Source organism: Fibrella aquatilis (assembly GCF_017353255.1).
Lineage (GTDB): Bacteria > Bacteroidota > Bacteroidia > Cytophagales > Spirosomataceae > Fibrella > Fibrella aquatilis.
This window is the reverse complement of record NZ_JAFMYU010000008.1, coordinates 181,154-201,891: the sequence shown is the minus strand read 5'-3', so window position 1 is coordinate 201,891 and position 20,738 is coordinate 181,154. Positions and strand designations below refer to the sequence as shown.

Sequence of the window (20,738 nt, the reverse complement as noted above, 5' to 3'; positions counted from 1 at the left end):
TAATTCACCGATGGATATTAACATTCCCGATTCCAGTTTACCCCGCGTTGTTATTGTTGGCAGTGGGTTTGGCTGTATACAACTGGCGAAGTCCTTAAGAGGAAAAGCTTTTGAGGTAGTACTACTCGATAAGAATAATTATCACACGTTTTTACCATTGCTTTACCAGGTGGCAACTGCTGGGCTGGAGCCAGACGCCATTGCCGAACCTGTTCGTGAAATTTTTAACGGACAACCCCATTTCCATTTTCGAATGGCGGAAGTTCTCCGGATTGAACCACAGCATAATCAACTGAACACATCAATTGGTTCGTTGCACTATGATTACCTCGTGCTGGCGTGCGGCTCACAAGCCAATTTTTACCGGAATGACGAGTTGACGCGCTACGCCTTACCCATGAAGACAGTGAGAAATGCTCTGGCCTTGCGGAGCCGCCTACTGGAAAACAGTGAACGAGCGCTGGAACTACCCGATAAGCAACAACAACTCGAACAGGTAAACATCGTTATCGCCGGTGGTGGCCCAACGGGCGTTGAACTGGCCGGTGCTATCGCCGAACTGCGCGATATTGTACTGGCCAAAGACTATCCCGAGCTGCCCCTTAAACACATGAAGATTCACCTGATTGAGGGTAACAGTCGTTTATTAAAAAGCATGGGAGAAGAATCCTCCCGTAAAGCCTATCACTTTTTGAATCAGATGGGTGTAACCGTACATTTAAATGTCCTGGTTCAATCCTATAATGGCACTGTCGTTACACTTAGTAATGGGGATACACATGCCGCCAAGACCTTGTTCTGGACGGCTGGAGTGGAGGGAGTAGTCATTCCGGGTTTATCCCCAGTCAGTATTGGAAAAGGAAATCGCTATATCGTCAATGAATTTAATCAGGTGGAAGGTTATATAAATGTATTTGCCATTGGTGATAATGCACTGCAAGTGCTTCGTGATTATCCACAGGGTCTTCCGGGATTAGCCCCCCCATCCATTCAGCAAGGGCATTGGCTGGCAAAGAATTTGGTTTCCCTGCGCCAGAAACAACCGTTACAAGCGTTTAGCTACGTAAACAAAGGTGTAATGGCGGTCATTGGCCGGAATCGGGCGGTCGTTGAACTACCCTTCTGGTATACGCAGGGTTTCATGGCCTGGGTACTATGGATGGGCGTACACCTACTTTTATTGGTTGGTTTTCGCAATAAAGCATCCACTGTTTTGAATTGGGCGGTCAATTATTTTAGCTATAGCCGGGCATCGCGTCTAATTACTCAATTTCAGAATATCCCCGTTGAAGCCGTGACCAGCGTATCAGGTGCTTCTCTGCCGCTTTAACTGACTTGTCCTGAGAAATTGACCCGTCCTGAAATATGGTACGATCTAATTAGGGTGGCAGGCCAAGCAACACCTGTATCGTTGCCGAAAGTAGCAGTTAAGCTTCATTTTTAGCCAAATGTGTGTCCCGAAACATCGACTGATTGTGGCAGGACAAGCCACTCAAAAAGTTGTCAAAATCTCCTCGAAACGCCTGTTTTTTGCTGAGCTGGAGGAATCACCTGGTAAAGATTGCCGTACTCCGTCTTCTATTGTTTTCCTTGCGGGCGTTGTCAACGATGAGATTGGTCAGCGACAGCGTGTGCTTAGGGTGGTTATAGGCCACGCGCTGGGCAATCATACCGCCCATCGACGCGCCAACGATGTGCGCCTTCTTGATACCCAGCACATCGAGTAGGCCCACGGCATCGGCGGCCATATCATCGAGCGTATAGGGCAAGGGCGGAGTTTTCCGCTCAGCCAGTGCTTTGCCGATGGCCGCCCAATCGGCTAGACCCGCCTGATCAAGCTTGGTGGAAAGGCCGATGTCCCGGTTATCGAACCGAACGACCCGGTAACCCCGCCTGACCAACTGCCGACAAAACGTGGCAGGCCAGGCAGTTAGCTGCATATTAGCACCGGCAATGAGCAGAATGGCCGGAGCCTGGTGCGCCCCCTGGCTTTCATAGGCCATCGTTACATTGCCGACCTTAACCTGCCCTTTTTCGACTGCCGGGTCAATTTGCGCTACGCTCTTGTACGCAACCAGTACGTTGCTGAGGAGCATCAACCCGATGCGCTTCTGATAACTTACGTTCATAACGTTCGGATCGGTGGGTTTGCTTACGCCTGATACTCGCGGAGCAGAGCCTGAAGGTGCTGGAGTGGTCCAACAAAGCTTTTTTGGTTTTCGGCGCGAATAGCCCCATAGCAGGAGAGCAGCGTAACGGCGTAAGTGAGGATTGCACCAACCGGAAACGCCTGTACGCCACCCGGTACGTATACCTTGAACGTTAGAAAAACCCCGATGGCTGCACTAACCGGAATTAGCCCCCATTCGTACCGCTTCTTAAACGTGAAAAAGCTGTTCAGTAACTCATACTGCTCCGACAGGTAGGTACGTATTGGGGCCGGTTCTTTTCCTGCCAGCCGCCCCGTCGCGACCCGCTTGAACTTGCTCATCAACATACTGGTGAAGGGCAGGTACAACAGTATTCCCAGCAAGCTCATCAGGCGAATCTCCGGCTGCGGCCAGTACCGGATGAGCAGGTGGCTACACATCGCATATACCAGTAGTTGCAGGGTAAATGAAGCCCAGAAATAGCGGAAACTGGCCTTTGTGTGCGTCCGTACCCGCGTCGTAACGAGGCTGCGAAGCGAGGCTTCATCTAGCGATGGTTGCCCGTCGGCAACAGAAACCTTGTTGGATGGCTCCCAGTGTTTTTTGAATTGCTCAAGAGTTGACATTGTTGGAGTAGTTTGCTTGTTTATTGAGTTGTGCTTCCAGTTGTTTTTTGATCCGTACCAGCCGTACGCTGACGTTGGCTTTGGTCAGGCCGGTGATGCCCGCGATCTCGTCGTAGCTCAGTTCGTCCAGGTACAGCAGCACAATGGCCTTGTTCAGCGGGGACAACGTGGCAATAGCCTGATAGAGAATCTGCCGGTGCTCTTCGCCCGCATCCGTCATCGGTTCTGGTATCTGCTGATGGCTGAGCGAGAGGCTTTCCCAGTTGTTGCGTTTCGACTTCCTATACCCGGTCAGGGCCGTGTTCAGGCAGACGCGGTACATCCAGGTGGTGAAGCTGGAGCGTTCGCCAAACGCGGGGTATGCTTTCCAAAGCTGATACAGCATCTCCTGCATCAGATCGGCCCGCTCGTCGGGGTCCTGGCAGTACAGCCGACAGACCTTGTGAGCAATGCCGAGGTGGTCATTGATCTGATCAAGAAAGGATTGGGCTAACGGATCGGCCATCGCTCAGGTACATTGTGGGGTTGCCTTGCCACTTTACCAGTTAGTAGCCGATGCGGCCGAAAAACTACAGCCAGGCCAAAAAAAGATACGCCGGTGTCCCGAATGGCTATCTTAATGAGTGACTACCAGCCGCTTGCCTACGCCATTTTTTGGCGGTATGCAGGTACGCGCTGGCACTGGAATAACCCAGCACATAGGCGATGTCCTGAGTACGTAGCGAACGGCCCTGCTCCAAATACTGCGCCAACTGCCGTTTGATGTCGTCGGCAATGGCCCGGAACGACGTATTTTCCTCGGTGAGCTTGCGCTGAAACGTTCGGTGGCTCAAGGCGAACTGGGCCACGACCTGATCCAGCCCTGGCAATTCGGGTGAACAAAGATTGAGTGTCATCTTCTTTACCTGATCCGAGAAGGGTGTATGCAGGGGCGAGGGCTGATTGACCAACTGAAGAAAAGCGGGAAGCAGCAGTTCAACATTCTTCAACCGTCGGCGATTGATCGATCCCGCCACCTGCCGGGTGTCTATGATCAACCCATGTGTATTGGCTTGTACTACTAAACTACTACATAGTCGCCGGTACTCATCGAGGGTATCATAGGGAAGTTGCACCTCCGCAATGTCGCCCTCAATCATCAGGCTAATTTCCCGGTACATCAGAAACAGCACCGAGTCCAGGACCTGTTTCCTGACAAGGTCATTCTGTACATCGCTTTGCAGCTTAATGACGAACTGGTCTTTACCAACTTTAGTCGATATGGTAACTAATGGGAACGTACTGGCCAAGTACCCATCCAGCAAGCCCAGAGCCTGTTCGATACTGGAGCAGGCCAGCGAAATCTGGTACATCATTCCCAGTGCTTTCAAATTGAGGAAGTAGCCGTAATGCAGTCCGAGGTGCGGGTCCTGAATTCGTTGCAGTAGCCGTTCCCAGACCCGGCCATATTCGTCCATACTCACCCTGCCCTGCTCATCGTGTAACTCTGATTCGGGGGTGTCTAATAAGGCTTGCAGACTGCTTTTACTAACTCCTCTACAGTCTGCGTAGTCCAGCAGCATAAGTAGATGCAGGGATGACAGGGTCGTGTTCATGGCTGGCGTAAAATAGCAATAAGTTGGCGTAAATTATCAATACCCCTACCAGGGGTACCTCTACTTTTGTCTCGTTGGTTTTACAGAAACAAATCGGCGCGTCGGTTTTAGTCTGTTTCCTAACGTGGGGGTGTCTATCGTTTGCGCCCTGTTTAAGTAGGTTACTGTTTCATCAAATCGTTTAACTGTCAGTATTATGCTACCGGTTCTTCCGCTAAAATCAGTTTTGCTGGTGAACGCCATCAGCTCCGCAGCCACCGGGGTGCTGCTCGTCTTTCTGGCTAATCCAATAGCCGACTTGTTTGGGGTACCCCAAACCAACCCGTTCAATCAGGCAGGCATATTCCTCCTTGTTTTTGCTGGTCTCGTATTCATCACCAGCCTACAGCAACCCATCAATGTGAACGCCCTGCGTTTCATCATCCTGCTCGATGCGTTATGGGTGATCGCCAGCCTTGTTCTGCTTCTTTTTCTTGGGTCGTCCATCAGCACCATCGGCATCGTGGCGATACTGGCTGTAGCTGCGTGGGTAGCCATGATGGCCCTCTTACAACGTATTGGTTTACGCTCGCTATGAAAAACATCCCGACTACCACCGCTTCGCTGACCATCGCACTGGTCGTAACCGTCATGACATCAAACCAATCCACTGCTCAAACAACGGCGCAGCCCGCCGTTCAGCAGGCGTCTGCCGGTACGTTGGATAACTCACCGGCCCAACTAGCCAAAGCGTTTCTGACGGCTGTGCAGCAGGGCGACCATACGGTTCCGAAGGCCCTGCTGCACCCAAACGTAAAGTGGCATCAGCCGGGCAAGCATCGCTTCGCGGGCCTCAAAGTGTCAAGTGCGGCTGTTTTTCAGATGGTGGGGGCCATGAGCGAAGCATCCACAAAAACGCTACGGTTAGCCGAGGTCAAATCGATTACAGTTCATGGAAATCAAGTCGCCTGTTTGATCAATTGGAAAGCCGTTATGGAAGGGGGCGGCGGCGTGCTGGACGTCGATAACATTGACGTCTACACCATCCAGGACGGTAAAATAGTCGAGGCACGAATTTTCTCAGCTGATCTGGCGCAGGAAGACAACTTCTGGGGCTGGTGAACATGGAACCTGAATACCTCATAGTTGCCTTGGTGGATCGTTTTTTAGTGATGAGCACTGAACAACTCGCCAACGAGACCCGACGGCGCCAACACAACAGCAGCCCGCGACTATATTTGCATTTCACGCAACTCGCTTTGCCCATGCCCCGCGCCCTACGCTCTTTGCCCTTCGCCCTCCGCTCGCTGCTCTTCTTTCTCATCACCGCCCACGCTTTTGGCCAGCCCAACGCGGTGAAGGAAGTATATCAGAAGTACGAGTACAAAGTTCCTATGCGCGACGGCACCAAGCTCCACACCACCGTCTACGTGCCCCGTGACGCCTCAGCGACGACGAAATACCCGTTTTTGATGCAGCGTACCTGCTATAGCGTGGCCCCCTACGGCCCGGATGCCTACGCCCGGCAGGTGGGGCCGTCGGCCACGGCCATGCGCGACAAGTACATTGTGGTGTATCAGGATGTGCGGGGCCGGTGGATGAGCGAAGGCACCTGGACCAACATGACCCCTACCGTGACGGACGTAGCACCGGTGGTTCTAGCCAAAAAAGGGAGAGCAAAAGCCACCGCCCCGATTAATACCACCTTGGTTGATGAAAGCTCGGACACCTACGACACCATTGAGTGGCTGCTGAAAAACGTGCCGAATAACAACGGGCGCGTAGGTATGTGGGGCATCAGCTACCCCGGCTTTTATACCGCCGCCGCCCTGCCCAACGCCCACCCGGCCCTGAAAGCCTCGTCGCCGCAGGCCCCCGTTAGCGATTTTTTCTTCGACGATTTCCATCACAACGGCGCCTTCATTCAGGCCTATATCTTCACGTTCCCTGTCTTCGGCATTCAGCACCCCGGCCCGGTATCCTCGGCTCGCGAGTGGTATGAAAACAAGCTCATCCAGCCGCGCACGCAAGACGGCTTTCAGTGGCAACTAGACCTGGGGCCGCTGAAGAACGCTGACAAATATTACAAAGACAATTTCTACTGGCAGGAAACCGTAGCCCACCCCAACTACGACGCCTTTTGGCAGAAACGGAGCATTTTGCCCCACCTGAAGGGCGTGAAACATGCCGTGATGACCGTGGGCGGCTGGTTCGATGCCGAAGACCTCTACGGCCCGCTCAACATCTATAAAACCCTCGAAAAAAATAACCCCGACATGGCCGCCAACACGCTGGTGATGGGGCCATTCGGTCACGGTCGGTGGGCGCACGAGACGGGTCATGCGCTGCACAGCAACGTCTATTTCGGCGACAGCATTGCCACGTTCTACCAGCGGAATATTGAGGCCAAATTCTTCAACGCCCACCTCAAAGGCGACGGCAAGTCGGGCCTGCCGGAGGCGTATTTGTTCGACACGGGCAAGAAAGCGTGGCGTGAATTCGCCAAATGGCCCGCCGCCGAAGCCCAGACACAGACCTATTTCTTGACCAAAACGGGTGAACTGACAACGGGAAGCGCACCCACCGACAATTCCTTTTCTGAGTTTGTCAGCGACCCCGCCAAGCCGGTGCCTTATACCGAAGATAACACGACCACTACGGGCTTTACGCCGTTCAACTATATGTCAGAAGATCAGCGCTTTGCCGGTCGCCGCCCCGACGTGCTGGTGTTCCAGACCGAACCCCTCACCGACGACCTGACCCTGGGCGGCGAGATCACGGCCAAGCTCAACGTGAGCACCACCGGCACCGACGCCGATTGGGTGGTAAAGCTGATTGACGTGTACCCGCCCAACGAGCCAAACCACCCCTACATGCCCAACAAGAACATTGAGTTGGGCGGCTATCAGCAGATGGTACGCTCGGAGGTAATGCGCGGGCGGTTCCGCAACTCATTCGAGAAGCCAGAGCCGTTCAAGCCCGGCGAGGTCACGCCCGTGACATTCCGCTTGCAGGACGTGCTGCACACGCTCAAGAAAGGCCACCGGCTCATGATTCAGGTACAGAGCACGTGGTTCCCCCTCATCGACCGCAATCCGCAGACCTTCGTACCCAACATTTTCGAGGCAAACGCGGCTGATTTCCAGAAAGCCACGCACCGCGTCTATGGCAATTCAGCCATTGAGGTGCAGGTGGTGAAGTAAGGCGGCAGTGTCTGTCACGCCTTGCTTTTGTAACGGATCACATCTTTCACCACCAGTTTGTCGGTAGGGTTAAACGCTTTCAGTTGTACCAAAATACCGGGTTTGTGGGGCAGTTCGGCAGCGATCAGTTCATAGGCTATATCGCGGATGCGGGTGCTGAACTCAGTCTGTTTACTAAACTCGTGCCGCATCACGGTCAGGAACGCTTCGCGGTTTTCGAGCGACACATCATGGGCATAGACCGACTCGATAGCAGCCCGCCACTGCGGTTCATCAGCAATGCTGGCGAAGTAATTGGTAAGGCAGTTGACCGAGTCGTGCCTGTCACGCCAGCCGTTTAGTAGCATGGCTTGTGCAGCAGTGGCATCACCCATTTTGTTACGGCACAACAGCGATGCCTTTACGTACTGATGCCGCTGCGCATAGTCCGTCACCACCTGTTGGTAATGGATCATTCCCTTTTGGCGCTGGTTGATGGCGCAGTAGAGATCACCCACTTTTTCATGCTGCTGCAACTCGATATATAGCGCAATGGCCTCGTGGGTCATCTGTCCATTTTCATAACATTCCGCAGCTTTCGCCTTGTTTTTCAGCGACTTAAGGTAAATCGCGGCGGCTTCGGCATACAGTTTACCAGCCTCCAGTGTCTGAGCAGCATGCAGGGGTTCTTTCAGCAGTTTCAGGTAAACGAAGGCCGCTTTCCGGTAGTCCTGCTGCCTGATAAACGCTTCGGCAGTTTGGCTGTACTGCGCCTGTAGCGCCGCAAACTGCGCTTCGGCCAGGGTAGGGCCACCACCCCGCCCACGACCCGACGAGTTGCTACCCGACAACGAAAAATCGAGCCACCGCACCGACCAGTTAAATAATGCCCCGCCCGTGTTGCCACCCCGGCTGGTGCCTTCACTGTCGAGCGGCAAGGCATATTTCAGGGCTAGTTCGGGGTTGTCGCGCAGGAGTTTCAGCAGCTTGTCGAGCTGTTTTTGGTTGCGTTCGTCCAGTTTATCGAAGTCCTGTTGCAGCCTGTTCATTACCTCACTGCCGGGCGAAAACAGTCGCTCAAACCAGTTGGCCAGGCCTGTAGGCCGGGAGGTTGACCCAGCCGATTTGGCGGTCTCTTCCCGACGAAAAAGGGTGCGTAATAGGCCCAGTTTGACTTTTTCAGGCAGGCTCAGCGGCTTGTCGATGGGGTCACTGGCGGCACTGCCAAAGCCATCGGCAAGTCCGGCCAGGGCTGTTTCGGGCGCTACGGGCACCACTCGAAAGCTATGTACCCGTGCCGGTTCAGCCACTGATTGTGCGGGGCGCAGCACAGTCATGGGCCGTTCGGCGGGCAGGTTGAGCAGTTGGCTCCAGTTTACCACGTCGACCAATTCCACCAGGCCCAGTTCGGGGTGCAGCAGGTGAGGCACCTGACGCAGCAGGCGGGGTAGTTCATCAGCGGCCAGGGCGGGATACAGCGCGGCCCGTTCGGGCAGGTAGAGCAGCCCTTCGGCCAGTTGGCAGGCGGCATTTGGGCCAGGGTCGGCTACCGTGATTCCCAGGGGTAGGTCTACCAGACAACCCCAAACCGAGTTGGGCACAGCCCCCGGCAAGGCATACACTACGCACTGTTGCAGCGACAGGCCCATGCGCTGCACCTCGGCCACCCACCCGCCCGGCTGCGCCCCCCGAATCAGCAACCCACCTATCGGATAAACATTGCGCGGAGATGGATCAATCCGTAACTGCATGATTCAGAATGGTTTGAACAAATGGGGCTACAAAACGATGCCAAAAATTAGTTGGTGGTGATTCTAAATCACTCGTTTCCATACCCTCAGGCTGGTAGTATTTATTACCTGAAAAGAAACCCTTTACACACATACCCAACGCCCCGTCGAGCACCAATGGCACGTAAAAAGGAAACGAATTAAGGTCGGTACTCGTCAGGATCAACATACCGTTTCGGTTTACCTGTACGGTGCTTCCGTCGGGAAACGTAAACAGTGTTTTGCCTCGATTCGGCTCTGCCACAACCTTTGCTTTCAGAAACGACGTCACATCCAGTTTAAATACCCCGCCCGTGTTCAGGCGTAGCTCATGCTGATTGATGACCAGGTTATTCTGTACATTGATGAATATACTGTTTACGTTTTTCAACACATTCACCTGGGGCACTTTCAGCAACAATTCATCTAGCGTTTTTTTTCGATTGAGGTGCCAATCGTGTAGATCGGTTAGTGGGTCTTGGTCATACCTACTGATCGCAGCACTACGCGGGTCAATTATCCAATAGACCGATGTGGTTTTCCAGAAAAAATAATCGTTGCTGAATACAAACCGCTCGTAACCCGACTGTTTCCAGTCCAAAAAATCAATACTTAGTTGGTCGCCGGTTTCGATGGTCAGCAGGTAAATGATTTTCTTTGACGGGTCAAACTGCAACAACACGTGTTTGCCATTGCTCAGCGCACCAATCTCGCAGAATTTACCCTTCGTGGGCAGGTTTTCATACAGCAGCGTCCAGCCTTTGCGGGCGATATCTGGTCTTGAGACAAACTCCTTGTTAAGCTGTCTGCGCAGCAAACTGCGCCCGGCGGTAATATAGTACAGCACTGTCTCATGGGCCGTCGACAATAATTGCCCACCGCCGCTGTATGGAAACAGGATGGGGTAAGTGCCCCGACTTAGCGCGTCATCGGCTGGATCGTCTTCGTTTATCCTTTCTTTTTTGGCCTTACCCACCTGCGCCTGCCAAAGTTTGTCGATGGGCAAAATCAGCGTTTGCAGGTGCTTACGGGCTTTTTTCTGCTGTTTATAGACCACAATCGCACCGTCGGGCTGGGTGGTCATCAGGTAGGTCAGATCGGTCTGGTAGTCGGCCAGCCAGCGTTGCAGGGCGGGGGTTTGCAGATTGTCGGGCGTGGTGATCAGCACGAGTTCGGGGGTGGCGCGGCGGTCGTATTGCTGGGTCATAAACTGGGTTAGCCCGTCGGCGGGGTGCAGGCTACCATCCAGGTGCAATAAGCTATCAATCAGCTCCTCGACGGTGGCGAAGGCAATCGGCACGGCCCGTTTTCCCACCACATATGCCCTACTGCCAATGTCGGTTTTAGGGTGTTTGGCCAGCGCCAGCAACAGGGCAAAGGCCAGTGTGCGGGGCGTTCCCCACGTTTTCAGCGACACGTCAAGCAGAAAGATACGTTCGGCATCGTTGGCGGCGGGGGGCAGTTCGCGGTTCAGAAACAGGGCCTCGTTGTTGGCCAGCCGCGACAGAAACAGCAGGTCGTCCTGGGCAAATTCGGTCAGCAGCAGCCGATCATACGCCCCTTTGTTGGTCAGGTCCGAGACGCCGCCCAGCGGTTGTTGACTCGGTTGCGCCCGGTGCAGGGGCATGGCCAGCCCTGCCCACAGCGGCTTGAGCAACGCGCCCACATGCACCGTTTTTTCGTTCGCTAACAGCGCCTCTACCAGCGCCTCCGGGGTCATAGGCGGGGTGAGCAGCAGGTCGGCATCGGGGAGGTCAGGCACGGCAGCCACTGCTTCCATCAGCGCAGCCACAGTCGGATACCGGCGACTGGCGATGGTCAGCGTTTTCAGGTCGCGAAACAACACCGACTTGGCGAACGGTTGTGGCTGAAGAAAGTCCGACCCGGCAGCCGATTCGGGATTAATCAAGTCGTTCAGCACCGCCTTCGACCGCACCGGCGACAGGCCATTGTGCGCCCCATCGAAGAGCGTTTGCAGCAGTAACAGCCGCTTCCTGCCCTGCCGATGCTGGTCGGGCACGGTGGTCAACTGATGCAGCAACGCGATGGCCTGATCGATCTCCTGCTGCATGAATCCCTGTGCAGATAATGAAGGCAAAGCTCTGATAATCAATTCGTTGATAAGGCGCACATCCTGCTTACCGCTGAGGTTGGTGGCGGCCAGAGCCATTAATAGCGAACCAAATGGTGGCAGCCCCTGCGGGGCCAATTGGTTCAGCAAATCGACCAATAGTTGGCGGTAGGCAATGGTGGTGCCGCCGGGAATAGCCACCACCGCGCCGTTGTCTTCCCACTGCCAGACGTAGTCGCTGATAGACTGGAAATACTGATCGTTGGTCATGAGGCAGTGAGGCGAAACGAGCGAATCGACAGGGACATCAGGTCGGCTTTGGGCACCCGAAAAAAGGCGGCTCCCATCTCACCGCCGCCAGTAGTGGTGGCTTGCCAAATGAGCCAGTCGGTGCCGTCAGGATTCAATTTGGCGTTCAGGGTTTCGTCTAAAACGGGCCATTTCGTGTCGAAGCCGACGGGTAGCAGCCAATCCAGTTTTTGCCAGAATGGCTCACCAGGCACGGGCAGCAGCGGCACACCCAGCACCAGCACTTTGTCCTGGTCTAGCACCGTCCATTGCACTGCCCGCAACCGCACAGCCGGGGCCGTTAGCACATAGCGGGCCAGCATGGGTAAGGTGGTCATCATGGCCACGGCAGGTTGCTCATTGTCAGCGGGTTGAAGACTGATATCCAGTGATTCGGCAAGGCCGAAAAAGTGGTGGTTATAGCCGGGTAACTCCACCGGCAACGCCCGCGCAATGGGCGTCCAGAGTTGCCCTGAAAAGGGCCGGGCGGGCAGCAGGCTACCACGCGGAAACAGTTGCCCGCCGCGCTGGTAATACAGCCACTTGTGCGGAATTGCCTGCACCGCTACCGAGTCGATGTCGGCGGCGGTGAAACCCGTGACCCACACCTGCTCGTCGGCAAAAGCCACCTGTAGGTTGGGCCACGCCCGCAGGCCGCACAGGTGGTTGATCTTGGCTCGGTCGATGGCCAAAAACCAGCTTACATGGTCTGTATGATCTGCTGCCATAGTCCGTCCAGTTCGGTCTGGATATGCTGTTTGTGGCCGATGTGTTGCACCCAGTTTACGCGGGTTTGCACGTAGCGCAGTTTGTCTTTCAGCACACTTTGCTCGGGCAACGTCAGACCCGTGGTCCAGCGGTCGCGCAGGAGAATTACCTCAGCCATGAGGTCTTCGGCGTTGGGCTGCTTAGTACCAATGGCCTGTGGGTGAGCTACTTGCCCTTGCTCCGGGGCTATATCCTGCTCAATGACGGCATCGACTAGTCCGGCCAGAATCTCAATCTGCTCTTCGGTATCCCAGATGTATTTTAGCACCCACAAGTCAGATAGGATGGCCTCTGAACGGCCACAAAGCAACGCACTCGCCGCTATGAGACTCTGCAACTTCACCGCGCGCCGGTCAGACACGTTGATGCCCGTATTACGCAGCGTATGCACCAGATCGACGTAGGCTTTGCGGATGGGCGCCAGGTCAACGGTGCGGCTTTTGGCCTGTAGCTGCCGCACGGTGTCGGCAGCAATGGTGGGGCGGGTGGTGGGGTCGGCGTTTTCCAATTGCCAGCCCACCACCAGCACCTCATCGAGCCGGTCGGGGTCAACATAATCGCACTTCACGCGAATCAGAAATCGGTCGAGTAGCGCGGCCAGGGCATCGTCGTCGGGCAGGGCGTTGCTGGCTCCTACAAACATGAGTGCGGGCAGGGCACGCGTCTCTTTCCCCCGCCGAAATACCTTTTCGTTCAAGGCCAGAAGCAGGCTGTTCAGAATGGCGCTGTTGGCATTGAAAATCTCGTCGAGAAACACCAGCGCCGCTTCGGGCAGCATGCCGTCGGTGTTGGTAACGAGTTCCCCCTCCTTCAGCTTCCGAATGTCGAAGGGGCCAAACAGCTCGTTCGGTTCGGTGAAACGGGTGAGCAGGTAGTCGAAATTTCGCCCCCCGTCGATGCACGTGGCCAGGCGCTGCACAATGGCACTTTTGGCCGTACCGGGTGGACCGAAAAGGAACGCATTTTCCCGCGCCAGCAAGCCAATAGCCAGTAAATCAATGAGTTCGTCTTTACCAACAAACGAACGTTTCAGGTACGTGACTACCTGATTAAGGGTATCAATAGGGGTCATAGTTGGTGAAAGTAGCCCGGCGTTTGGGTTAGTTGCCTGGCATGGTCGCCCAGGGCAGCGTTGATGCTATTCCACAACAAAGTCGCTGTCGGGGCGGGCTGTTTGTTATGGGCCAGCAACCGGTCGATGTAGCGCTGGCACAGGCACGGGTCTTGTGTTAGGGGAGTAAGATCAAGATCATCCCAGATAACGGGGTAGGCGATAGCCGAAAAATGCCAGGTGTGCAGGTGTTTTTCCAGCAAAGGTATCAGTGGATCATCGGCATCAATCTGGGTAAGGAACAACACCAGGTCGGGCAAAAACCGGAGCATCAGGTCGGCAGAGAGCATGGCCGCTGCCGAAACAGGGTTGGCACAGGGTGGCAACAGGGCGGGCAGGTCGTCGGGTTTGTGCTGGCGAAACAGCCCCAGTTGGGCGGCAGTATACACCGTTCGGGCACCCCAACAGGCGGCCGCTTCATCAAAAGCTGGCGGCACAAACGGATAATCGAGCGCTTCTCTCCGGTATTCGTCGGCCAAAAACCCCGCTACTTCGCCCTCATCGCTTTGCGAAATAACCAGTCCATTGTCCCACAAGATGACCTCCTCGTGCCTACGCACCCGCTGAATTGTTTGCAGAAAATGATTTGTCATGCAGCAAGTTAACCTCCTTAAATAAAGTCCCTTCCACTAAATAAACAGTCGATTGCATAGGGCAATCGCTAGGTTTAACAAGGCCCAACGTGTCTATGGTCGTTGGGGAGGTTGTTTGTCCACAACGTTCGGATATAACGTGCCGAATTTACTACCTCATCAGTGCATCCTATCCACAGTTCAATCCTGACACAATGAAGAACCTGCCGATTAATGACGTTACCTATTGGCTACCCGAAAGCGTAGCCGAGCTGATGACGCTGGTGCAACAGGCCAAAGACAATAACCAGACGATAGCCGTGCGGGGGGCGGCCCACTCGTTTCCGATGGTTAAACAGGCAGAGCAGGCCAACATGGCTCACCCCAATACGTCGCTGTATATCATGCTCTCTCACCTCAACAGCGTCACCTTCGACCGGCCCAATTACCGGGTTACGGTGCAGGCAGGGTGCCACCTGGGCTACGACCCCTTTGACCCAACGGGCGTATCCAAACTCGAAAACTCGCTGCTGTATCAACTGGACCCTTTTTATCTGGACGGTATGCGGCCCGACCTAACCGGCTGGTGCTTACCCGATTTAGGGGGCATTTCGCACCAAACGGTGGGCGGGTTCATCGCCACGGGTTCGTCGGGGGGGTCCACAAAATTCGCGTTTGAAAATGCCATCGTGGCCGTAGACCTGGTGTATTACGGCCACCAGAATCCCGACGACCCCGGCAGCCCGGTGGGGGTGTACCAGAAAACCGTGCAGCGACCCGCCCCGGCGAATCTCGACGATGATTTCTTTGGGCTTGCCTTTGCCAATCTGGGTATGATGGGCATCATAACCGCCGTTACCTTCGACTGTAGTCCGGTGGCCTTCACCGACCCGCAGGGCAACACCTACCGCACCTTCGACATTGCGGGACAGGAGGCGATCACCACCATCGACACCTGCGCCGTAAACCTGTTCAGCACCCACGCCCCCGGCCCCACCGCCCGCCCCGACTTGCAGACGTTTCTTCAGCAGACCGACTACACGCGCCTGATCTGGTGGCCTCAGACAGACCTAGAAGCCACACCGCCCAACCCCGGACGAGTGGTGGTGTGGCAGGCCAAACGAACCGTGCCCCAGTCCAGCGGTACCAATCCCTACGTACCCTACAGCCCCTACCAGGAACTCACCTACACGCCTGGCGGTGCCGTGCCGGTACCAGGTTCCATGCCGCCAGGCCTCCTGCCCTTAGCCATGTTGGCCGACCTGCTCTTTACGGCCATTGGCCAATGGCCCATCTGGCTGGAAAATGTCCTGGGGCCTAATAACCCGCTGACCACTATCATCGAAAAGGGAGTAGCGGACAATAGACAGACCATTTTTCAGGATTTGCTGAATGTATTTGTGAAACTAGACCCGCTCGGTCAGCATCAGCAGTTCAGCGACAGTTGGTGGCGCGGGTTGCCCATGGACAATCAGATGAGCGACAAGCTGTTTCCGGTCTGGTTTACCGAACTCTGGATTCCCATTGAGCAGACTACCGCCCTGATGAATGAGCTTCACGCTTTTTACAAGAGCGACCCCAACCATGCCAGTACATTCTGCGTGGAGATCTACGCCGCTGGCCGTACCGATTTCTGGCTTAGCCCCGCCTACCAGCACGACGTGATCCGTATCGACATTTTCTGGTTTGCCAACAACACCGGCGACCCGATAGCCTATTATTCGCTGTTCTGGAACCTGCTACGGAAATACAAGTTCCGGCCTCACTGGGGTAAGTACATGCCCAACCCCGCGCAGGACCCAGCCTGGAAAGGCTACCTGGCCGCCAATTACCCCAAATGGGATCAATGGCACGCCTTACGACAAAAAATGGACCCCTATCAGCTACTCGTGTCCGACTACTGGCGGGACCGCCTGGAGATTCTCCAGCCACACTAGCGTTACTTCTGTCTCTCCACCCATTTTTTTCCCACCACGCCTATGCTACCCGCTGATTTACAAGCCCTTTACGATACAAAAAACAAGCTGTATCATCCCCATACCGAAGAACAGGTGGGTGCGCTGGTCAGGTATGCCGCTGCCAACCACCTACAGGTACGCGTACGGGGGGCGGCCCAATCGGTAGACGAGTCGGTGTTTACTGATGGCTTCCCCGACGATGATACCGCCGTTGGGCCAAACATCAACCTGCAACTGGACCAGCTGCGGTCAGCTAGTTTCGACGACGAACGCCTCGAAGTAACGGTGGGGGCAGGCTGGAATCTTGCCTACGACCCCTTCGATCCGTCGGCGGTGTCTACGGCCACCAATGGGCTGTTTCAGTTGCTGGCCACCAAAGGCTGGGTGCTGCCCAACGTGCCTGCCGTGGCTCACCAGACCATTGCGGGTTTTATGGCCACGGGGTCGGAAGGATGCTCGGTCACTCATTCCTTTGGCGACCAGGTGTGCGCCATCCGGCTGGTAGACGGCACCGGGCAGGCCACCACGTTTCGCCGCTGCGCTGACCTCGACGATCCGTTTTATGCCGTGGGGGTGTCATTGGGGTTACTGGGCGTGGTGGTGTCGGTGACGCTGGCCTGCCTGCCCGGTTTCACCGTCGACGGTTATCAGTCGGTGAACATAGTGGGCACCGAAATCACCACCACACAAGACACCGCGCCCTACGCGTTTGGGGCAACGATTGACCCTGAAAAACCGACGCTGGAGAGCCTGTTGCGCACCACTTCCCACATGCGGTTGCTCTGGTGGCCGTATAGCGAATTGCAATGGCTCATTACCTGGCAGGCTCACCCCATGACCAGGGCCGACGAACCGTTTGTAGGCCAGGGACCCAACCCCTACGACCCACCGTTTCCGGCCATTACGTTACCTGGCATGCCCCTGTCTGCCCCGCCCAAAGCACCTAAGGCACCCATCATGCCCATTACGCCTACGCCCATAACCACCCGACTGCCTGCCGAGATGATGGCTTCGCTCTGTTTCTGGCTGATCAACAACTGGCCAAACTGGTATAAGCAGCTGACCCTGAACCTGTTCAGCGAAGCCCCCTCGTCGCCGTTCTGGAGCGACATAGAGCAGGCAATCGAGGCAAATTTTCCAGCAATTTATAAATCGCTGATGAGCCTTTATTTCAGCCCCGAAAAACCAGAACAGCATTTCTGGGATGTCTGGTGGGAGGCCTTAGCCATGGACACGTTCGAGTTTAGCACGAAGATCTTCAACCTCAATTACACCGAATTATGGGTGCCACTTGACCAGGCGCAGCAAGTCATTGCCCTCATGGATACGCACTACAAAACGGGTGGTTATGCCGCCACCGAGGCTTACACGGTCGAGATTTCGGGGGCCAGGCAAAGTCCGTTCTGGTTAAGCCCCGGCTACCAGACCGATACGGTGCGCCTGAACATTATGCACTTCGCCGACAGCGCCGACACGTCAGCGGCTTATTTCACTCAGTTTTGGGCCTTATTGCAGGCCAATAAAATCCCGTTCCGCCCACATTGGGGCAAAATGTTGCCACCCGCCGCCGATCCCGCAACGGGTGCTGCTTATTTAAGCCAGCAATACCCTAAATTAGACCATTTTAAGGCATTACGGTCTAAAATGGACCCTGGCAATGTGTTCCTGACCAGCTATTGGCGGGAACACATTGCTATCTAATTCGACTCCCATGCAGGCATCTGTTGCTACAGCCCGTTCATCGTATAAGGCGTATTTAGCGTTGCCGCTGGCAGCCATCCTAAAGGCCTGGTCCTGGGTAATCAACATCGGCGTGGTCGACCCGATGGATGGCTGGCTACGTAAACGCACCCGGCTGGTGAATGGCATTAGCGTGGTGCCTGCGCTGGTATATCTGGGCTTTGTGCTCTGCTACACCGATGAACCGCACCGCGTCACCTTCTGGGAGTGTGTACCCGCCAGTATTTTGTCGTGCGGGCCGGTAGTGCTCAACCATTACCGGAGGTACACGGCGGCCTGCTATTTCTTCGTGATCTTCAACCTGATCAACTACTCCTACTCGTCTATTTCGCACGGCGAAGTCGATGCCGCCGAATACCTCCTTGTTACGGCCGGGGTGCTGCCTATGCTGTTCTTTCGGCAATTCTCGACCGTTTTTCTGCTGTTCCTGCTACACCTGATCTGCTTCTTTCTGTGCAAGTACTCCTTCACGGTGCTGAAGCCACTGTGGGTCATGCCCAACGGCGAAAACCTGTATTACCTCAATCACTTTTTCATGTTCTCGATACTTTTCCTGAACGTTTACTACTTTAAATCGGAAAATACGCGCCAGGAAGAAGACCTGAAACGGTCGTTGCTTGAGTTGAAGGCTACGCAAAATCAGTTGATTCAGCGTGAAAAACTTGCCTCACTGGGGGAGCTAACCGCTGGTATTGCCCACGAGATTCAGAACCCACTCAACTTTGTCACCAACTTCTCTGACATATCGGCCGAACTGGTTGCTGAACTGGAAGATGAGCAGCAGCGACCCGCCCGCGACCACAACCTGGAGGTGGAACTGCTGGGTGATTTAAAACAAAACCTCAAAAAAATCGCCCATCACGGCGGGCGGGCGTCGGCCATCATTAAGGGCATGCTTGAACACGCCAACGTGAGCACCGGCGATAGGCAGGCCACCGACCTTAACAAACTGGCCGACGAATATTTGCACCTAGCGTATCACGGTCAGCGGCTACGCCATCATAGTTTTTCCTGTCAGCTTGTTCAGCATCTCGACCCTGGGTTACTACCCATCCACGTTGTTCCGCAGGATATTGGCCGGGTGCTGCTGAATCTGTATCATAATGCTTTTTATGCGGTGCAGGAAAAGCAAAAAACAGCCCCGGCCAGCTACCAGCCCATCATTACGGTCAGCACCACCCAGACCAACAAAGCACTTGAGGTTCGCATCCATGACAACGGCACAGGTATGGATGATGCGGTGAAAGCCAAAATCTTCCAGCCTTTCTACACCACCAAACCCACCGGCGAGGGCACCGGACTGGGCCTGTCGCTGAGCTACGACATCGTGACCAAAGGCCACAACGGCACCCTTGCCGTAAACTCGGTGGCAGGTGAGTTCAGTGAGTTTTGTATTTCGCTGCCCTTAGTCTGAGTGTCCTCTACGTCAATACAGCACCCACGTGTCCTTGCCGCCGCCGCCTTGCGAGGAGTTGACGACCAAAGAGCCTTTACGCATGGCTACACGGGTGAGGCCGCCGGGGATTACGTTAATCTGTTCGCCGTATAGGATGTAGGGACGCAGGTCTACGTGGCGGCCTTCGGCGTGGCCATCGATGAGGCAGGGCACCCGCGAAAGCGAGATTGTGGGCTGCGCGATGTAGTTGCGGGGGTTATCCTGAATCTTTTTGCGAAATAAGTCGTGGTCTTTTTTGGTGGCTTTCGGTCCAATGAGCATTCCGTAGCCACCCGCCTCATTAGCCTCTTTCACCACTAGTTCGGCAATGTTGTCGAGCACGTACTGCCGGTCGTCGTCTTCGCCGCAGATGTAGGTGCGCACGTTCTGAATCAGGGGTTTTTCGTGCAAATAATACTCGATGATACGGGGTACGTAGGCATACACCACCTTGTCGTCGGCTACGCCGGTGCCGGGGGCGTTGGCCAGGGCGACGCGGCCTTTTTTGAACACCTCGAAAATGCCCGGCACGCCAATGAGCGAATCAGGATTAAAGGTCTGGGGGTCCAGAAACGTATCGTCAATGCGGCGGTAGATCACGTCGACGATGCGGAAGCCTTTGGTCGTACGCATTTTCACGTACCCACCCGACACCACCAGGTCGCGGGCATCTACCAGGTCGACGCCCATTTGCTGCGCCAGGTACGAGTGCTCGAAATAGGCCGAATTGTAAATTCCTGGCGTGAGCACCACCACCGTAGGGTCGGGGCGGTCGGCAATGTGTTGCAGCATTTGCAGCAACCGTGTGGGGTAGTCGCTCACGGGCCGCACGCCCGTGTAGGCCAGCACTTCGGGAAAAGTCTGCTTGGTTAACTCTCTGTTCTCCAGCATATATGACACCCCCGACGGGCAGCGCAGGTTGTCTTCCAGCACCATATACTGCCCGTCGTCGCCCCGGATCAGGTCAGTGCCGGTGATATGACACCAAATGTCTTTGGGTGGTCGTACCCCCAAACAAGGCTCCAGAAAACACTTGCTCGACTCGATCAAATCACGTGGCACGACGCCGTCGCTCAGGATCTTCTGGTCGTTGTAGACATCGTGGATAAACATATTCAGCGCCTTGATCCGCTGCACTAACCCCTGCTCCATCTGGTGCCATTCGGCCGCTTCGATGATGCGCGGGATGATATCGATAGGCATAATCCGCTCAGTCCCCTCCCCTTCCGAATACACGTTGAAGGTGATGCCCATGCTCATCAGCGTACGCTCGGCAGCCTGTTGGCGGCTCAGCATTTCGTCGCGGGTGAGTTGCTCCACGCGCTGCCGGAAGGGCACATACCCTGCACGCACCTGCCCATCGGCCCCAAACATTTCGTCGAAGAAATTATCGGCCTTATAACTGGCAAACGAGAATTTGCGGGGATGCTGGCTCTGAGACTGCTTTTGGCCGTTGAGGGATTGCGACTGCTTCATGGGTAACAAGATAAGGAA

At 55.2% G+C, this 20,738-nt stretch carries 17 protein-coding genes; 7 read left to right on the top strand and 10 right to left on the bottom strand.

What is annotated here, in order from left to right; genetic code table 11:
- The first annotated feature begins 10 nt into the window (after positions 1–10).
- Positions 11–1,330, top strand: coding sequence for an NAD(P)/FAD-dependent oxidoreductase (locus tag J2I48_RS12480; RefSeq protein WP_207335777.1), 1,320 nt, complete (start codon positions 11–13; stop codon positions 1,328–1,330).
- A 217-nt stretch (positions 1,331–1,547) separates the two neighbouring features.
- Here J2I48_RS12480 and J2I48_RS28460 read toward each other — a convergent pair whose 3' ends face one another.
- The 4 genes from J2I48_RS28460 to J2I48_RS12460 form a co-directional block, all read right to left on the bottom strand.
- The gene (locus tag J2I48_RS28460) at positions 1,548–2,129 is read right to left on the bottom strand and encodes an alpha/beta fold hydrolase (RefSeq protein WP_310587274.1); all 582 of its coding nucleotides are present in this window, start codon (positions 2,127–2,129) and stop codon (positions 1,548–1,550) included.
- Positions 2,130–2,152: 23 nt separating this feature from the next.
- Positions 2,153–2,776: a hypothetical protein gene (locus J2I48_RS12470; RefSeq protein WP_207335776.1), complete on the bottom strand. Its 624-nt coding sequence runs from the start codon at positions 2,774–2,776 to the stop codon at positions 2,153–2,155.
- The gene (locus J2I48_RS12465; protein WP_207335775.1) at positions 2,763–3,281 is read right to left on the bottom strand and encodes an RNA polymerase sigma factor; all 519 of its coding nucleotides are present in this window, start codon (positions 3,279–3,281) and stop codon (positions 2,763–2,765) included. Before J2I48_RS12465 ends, J2I48_RS12470 begins: the two co-directional genes overlap by 14 nt.
- Before the next feature lie 106 nt (positions 3,282–3,387).
- A complete protein-coding gene (locus J2I48_RS12460) occupies positions 3,388–4,371 on the bottom strand; it encodes an AraC family transcriptional regulator (protein ID WP_207335774.1) in 984 nt (327 codons plus the stop codon).
- 196 nt (positions 4,372–4,567) lie between these two features.
- On the opposite strand from J2I48_RS12460, the gene J2I48_RS12455 reads away from it, so the two are divergent.
- The 3 genes from J2I48_RS12455 to J2I48_RS12445 all read left to right on the top strand — a co-directional run bounded on the left by J2I48_RS12455 (position 4,568) and on the right by J2I48_RS12445 (position 7,553).
- Positions 4,568–4,948 carry a hypothetical protein gene (locus J2I48_RS12455; RefSeq protein WP_207335773.1) on the top strand — a complete coding sequence of 127 codons (381 nt, stop codon included), beginning with the start codon at positions 4,568–4,570 and terminating at the stop codon, positions 4,946–4,948.
- On the top strand, positions 4,945–5,472 hold the full coding sequence (locus J2I48_RS12450; protein WP_207335772.1) for a nuclear transport factor 2 family protein: 528 nt from the start codon (positions 4,945–4,947) through the stop codon (positions 5,470–5,472). The genes J2I48_RS12455 and J2I48_RS12450 overlap by 4 nt, the downstream gene beginning before the upstream one ends.
- Positions 5,473–5,615: 143 nt before the next feature.
- Positions 5,616–7,553, top strand: coding sequence for a CocE/NonD family hydrolase (locus J2I48_RS12445; RefSeq protein WP_207335771.1), 1,938 nt, complete (start codon positions 5,616–5,618; stop codon positions 7,551–7,553).
- A gap of 14 nt (positions 7,554–7,567) precedes the next feature.
- Here J2I48_RS12445 and J2I48_RS12440 read toward each other — a convergent pair whose 3' ends face one another.
- The 5 genes from J2I48_RS12440 to J2I48_RS12420 are packed head-to-tail and all read right to left on the bottom strand — an operon-like array spanning position 7,568 to position 14,132.
- Positions 7,568–9,283, bottom strand: a complete 1,716-nt coding sequence (locus tag J2I48_RS12440; RefSeq protein WP_207335770.1) for a bpX3 domain-containing protein — start codon at positions 9,281–9,283, stop codon at positions 7,568–7,570.
- The gene (locus tag J2I48_RS12435) at positions 9,267–11,642 is read right to left on the bottom strand and encodes a hypothetical protein (RefSeq protein WP_207335769.1); all 2,376 of its coding nucleotides are present in this window, start codon (positions 11,640–11,642) and stop codon (positions 9,267–9,269) included. The genes J2I48_RS12440 and J2I48_RS12435 overlap by 17 nt, the downstream gene beginning before the upstream one ends.
- Complete coding sequence (locus tag J2I48_RS12430) at positions 11,639–12,388, bottom strand: hypothetical protein (RefSeq protein WP_207335768.1); 750 nt, start codon at positions 12,386–12,388, stop codon at positions 11,639–11,641. The genes J2I48_RS12435 and J2I48_RS12430 overlap by 4 nt, the downstream gene beginning before the upstream one ends.
- Entirely contained in the window at positions 12,361–13,500 is a 1,140-nt protein-coding gene (locus J2I48_RS12425) for an AAA family ATPase (RefSeq protein WP_207335767.1), read from the bottom strand. The genes J2I48_RS12430 and J2I48_RS12425 overlap by 28 nt, the downstream gene beginning before the upstream one ends.
- The gene (locus J2I48_RS12420) at positions 13,497–14,132 is read right to left on the bottom strand and encodes a conflict system bpX4 domain-containing protein (RefSeq protein ID WP_207335766.1); all 636 of its coding nucleotides are present in this window, start codon (positions 14,130–14,132) and stop codon (positions 13,497–13,499) included. The genes J2I48_RS12425 and J2I48_RS12420 overlap by 4 nt, the downstream gene beginning before the upstream one ends.
- A gap of 194 nt (positions 14,133–14,326) precedes the next feature.
- Here J2I48_RS12420 and J2I48_RS12415 point away from each other — a divergent pair, with 194 nt between their 5' ends.
- The 3 genes from J2I48_RS12415 to J2I48_RS12405 are packed head-to-tail and all read left to right on the top strand — an operon-like array spanning position 14,327 to position 19,223.
- A complete protein-coding gene (locus J2I48_RS12415) occupies positions 14,327–16,048 on the top strand; it encodes a D-arabinono-1,4-lactone oxidase (RefSeq protein WP_207335765.1) in 1,722 nt (573 codons plus the stop codon).
- A gap of 42 nt (positions 16,049–16,090) precedes the next feature.
- Positions 16,091–17,770 (top strand): D-arabinono-1,4-lactone oxidase, encoded by a 1,680-nt coding sequence (locus J2I48_RS12410; RefSeq protein WP_207335764.1) that lies wholly within the window; start codon positions 16,091–16,093, stop codon positions 17,768–17,770.
- A 10-nt stretch (positions 17,771–17,780) separates the two neighbouring features.
- Complete coding sequence (locus tag J2I48_RS12405) at positions 17,781–19,223, top strand: sensor histidine kinase (protein WP_229376172.1); 1,443 nt, start codon at positions 17,781–17,783, stop codon at positions 19,221–19,223.
- A gap of 12 nt (positions 19,224–19,235) precedes the next feature.
- On the opposite strand, the gene J2I48_RS12400 is transcribed toward J2I48_RS12405, so the two are convergent.
- Positions 19,236–20,720 carry a circularly permuted type 2 ATP-grasp protein gene (locus tag J2I48_RS12400; RefSeq protein ID WP_207335763.1) on the bottom strand — a complete coding sequence of 495 codons (1,485 nt, stop codon included), beginning with the start codon at positions 20,718–20,720 and terminating at the stop codon, positions 19,236–19,238.
- Between the last annotated feature and the right edge of the window lie 18 nt (positions 20,721–20,738).